Annotated in this window: 3 protein-coding genes; all 3 read right to left on the reverse strand. The window is 66.5% G+C overall.

The genetic code is table 11. The features are described from left to right. On the reverse strand, positions 1-1,438 hold a 1,438-nt coding region (locus tag GX543_RS16165; RefSeq protein WP_290853412.1), incomplete at its 3' end, for a wax ester/triacylglycerol synthase family O-acyltransferase. Between the two features lie 151 nt (positions 1,439-1,589). Next, on the reverse strand, positions 1,590-1,973 hold the full coding sequence (locus GX543_RS16170) for a hypothetical protein (RefSeq protein WP_290853414.1): 384 nt from the start codon (positions 1,971-1,973) through the stop codon (positions 1,590-1,592). Between the two features lie 95 nt (positions 1,974-2,068). Continuing rightward, the coding region (locus GX543_RS16175; RefSeq protein WP_290853417.1) for an SMI1/KNR4 family protein at positions 2,069-2,570 on the reverse strand (502 nt) is incomplete at its 5' end.

The raw sequence follows: 2,570 nt of genomic DNA on the forward strand, positions 1-2,570 counted from the left end.
CCTCGTCGGCGCTCTCGACCTCACGCGCCGCGAGGTCCGCGTCGACGGCGGCGTTGAGCACCTCGAGCTGATCGCGGAAGCAGTCGGCGAGGTGCCAGACGTCGGAGGTGATGTCCGGGCAGGTCAGGATGCCGAGGTTCAGCTTGCCGTCGGCGGAGAAGACCGTCATGTTCAGGCCGAGGCCGTGGAAGATCGGGGCCAGCGGATAGCAGGATTCGACCTTGCCGCCGAGGAAGTACATGTCGAAGGCCGGGCCGGCGACATTAGAGACCACCGAGGTGAACACCGGCGGGTGCAGCATCGCCAGGCGTCGGTCCGAGTACAGCCGCATCATCGCCGCGAGCGATTTGCCGGGTGCGAACTCCGCGTACTTGCGCAGGATGTTCTGGTCGATGTCCTTGTGGTGTTCTTTCGCCTGGTTGGCGTAGATCTGCGCGAGCCGCAGCCGGTCGACGGGGTCGTCGACGGTGCTCGGCAGCCGGGTGAACATGCCGGTCACCTTGTTGGTGCCGAGCTCGATGAGGTCGTTCTCGTCGGTGCCGCGCACCGAGACCGGGACCAGCCCGACCAGCGGGGCGTCCGGCAGTTCGTCGTGGTCGGCGAGGTACTGGCGCAGAGCGCCGCCGCACATGGCGAGCACGACGTCGTTCACCTTGACCCCGAAGTGGTCCTTGATACGCTTGATGTCGGCCATCGGCATCTGCGTCAGCGCGATGGAGCGGCGGGTCGACAGCGGCGCATTGAAGCGGGTGCGCGGCGCCTCGAACGGCGCCGGCATACCGTCGCCGGAGCGGACCTTGCGAATCCACTCGAACGGCACCGGCACCGTCTTCGGAATCAGCTTCAATGCCGCGACCGGCCGGCGCAGCAGGAAGTTGGTCGCCCCGTGCAGCGCGAGTTCCCCGCGGAACCGGTCACCGGAGTTGGCGGCGATCAGGTCCGGATCGAGCTCCGGCGGCTCCGGCGAGGTGGTGGCCAGATCGGCCAGGATGTCGGCGACGGTGGCGCCGTCGACGGTGGCGTGGTGCATCCGGATCAGCAGCGCGATGCGGCCGTTCTCCATGCCCTCCATCACCCACATGTCCCACAGCGGCTTCTTGCGGTCGAGTTCCTGACCGATCAGGTGGCCGCTCATCTGCGCGACTTCCTGAATGCGGCCGGGTGACGGCACAGCGATGCGGTGCACGTGGCGGTCGATGTCGAACTCGTCGTCTTCGACCCAGACGGGGTGGTCGATGTTGGTGATCGAATCGGCAAGCTTGCGGCGCATGACCGGCAGCGCGGTGACCCGCCGCGCCATCTCGGTGCGCAGGCCTTCGAAGGTGTAGCCGCCGGGGATGGTGCTGGGGTCCAACTGCATGATGATCGCGACGTTCATCACCTGGGAGGCCGTCTCCAAGTACAGAAAAGACGCGTCCAGTCCACTCAGCCGATCCATTGGGCCCCACCCTCCATCGCGATCAAGCAACTCACCCTTGCTATTCCACTGCTTGTTCTACAGTAGTCCCCCGGTGTGGCGGAGCAACCATCTCGGCTTCCGAGTGGAGTTCGACACAGCCTTCGGTCGCGTCTCCTGGCCGCCACCCCGGCTAGTCGAACGTGGGCGAGATGATCAGCTTCTTGAGCTCGTCGTCGTCCTCCGCGTACGCGAGGGAGAGCAGGAACATGTACCCGCCGGCGGACTCCGCATACAGGTCGTCACCTACCTCGGAGTCGACGATCTCCAGGGCCCACGCTGCGAGAACAGGTCGAAGGTCCGCGACGTCCCCGATCTCGTCGACGATCCACAGAAAGGTCCTGCGGACGTCGTCCGCCAGGGACGGGACACAGCGCAGCGCGTCGACCAGCCGCCGTACGTGGCGCTCGATCTCGGCGCAGAGCTCCGCCGACACCGTGCCGGTGTCCGAAACCGCGAAGGCGGGGTCACCGGAACATGCGCGTCGACGGCCCGCCGGATCTCCCGCGCCGGCCACCACTCGCAGTCACGGATCGCGTACGTCACGGGCCACTCCATAACGATGGACGACAAGCGGGAGGACGAGCGGGAGCCGATGTCCGATCGCCGGCGTCATACGATCGGCCAGTTCCCGAAGTCGGCCATGAACTCTTCCAGGCTGTCGAACAGCAACTCCATGATCGCCTCGGAGGTGTCCGACGCCTCGAGTCCCAGCTCCTCACCGAGATCGAAGTCGGCCCAATGGATTCGCGAGGTGGTCTCGGAGCCCAACTCCACGCACAGCCGCCCACCGGCCCCGTACGCGAAGGCGAGATAGCCCGGTGGCACCCATTCGTAATCGGCCCCGAACCTGTCGACGATTTCCTGAAAGCTGCAGAAGGCGCCGACCATCCCGTTCCCCGATGTCCCCGGAACCACACGCATGCTGACGTACCCACTGCCCTGCTCCGTCAAGAACCGGACGAGGTCCGCCGGGAGGGTGTGGTCGACGTGTGCCGCCAGTTCCTGGACCTGAAGCGCAGTCCACGGCGTCAGCCCTTCACTCTGAAACGCTTCCATGGTGGCTGAGCGGTCAGCGACCGGCGGGCGGGCCGTCGGGCGACGACGGCGGCAG

Origin of the sequence: Gordonia sp. (in: high G+C Gram-positive bacteria) (assembly GCF_012515855.1) — a bacterium.
Classification (GTDB): Bacteria; Actinomycetota; Actinomycetes; order Mycobacteriales; family Mycobacteriaceae; genus Gordonia.